The sequence below is a fragment of the Psychrobacter sp. UBA2514 genome (assembly GCF_002341255.1).
Classification (GTDB): Bacteria; Pseudomonadota; Gammaproteobacteria; order Pseudomonadales; family Moraxellaceae; genus Psychrobacter; species Psychrobacter pacificensis.
The window spans coordinates 1-313 of sequence record NZ_DDNS01000040.1; the positions used below are offsets into that span (position 1 = coordinate 1).

Annotated in this window: 1 protein-coding gene; it reads left to right on the forward strand. The window is 44.4% G+C overall.

Annotated features, from left to right (window positions below; translation table 11 throughout):
- The coding region (locus B3V51_RS10560; RefSeq protein WP_286708384.1) for a hypothetical protein at window positions 1-198 on the forward strand (198 nt) is incomplete at its 5' end.
- Between the last annotated feature and the right edge of the window lie 115 nt (window positions 199-313).

A 313-nucleotide genomic window follows, 5' to 3' on the forward strand; every position in this document is an offset into this window, starting at 1 on the left:
ACCATCGTGGTCATCGAGCATAATCTCGATGTCATCAAAACAGCCGATTGGGTGATTGATCTTGGCCCTGAAGGCGGTAAAGGCGGCGGCATGATTATCGCGGAGGGTACGCCAGAAGAGGTCGCAGAGGTCGAAGGCTCACACACGGGTGAGTTTTTGAAGCCGATGCTTACGCAGGTGGTTTCTGAGGCGGGTTAGTTTAGTTAATTGTTTGGTTTTAATTTAAAGGCTACTCTTTTGGGAGTGGCCTTTTTTTATTGGTTAAGGTTTAAGCTTGATGTTAATATAACCATTATTTTAAGAACATCTGTAA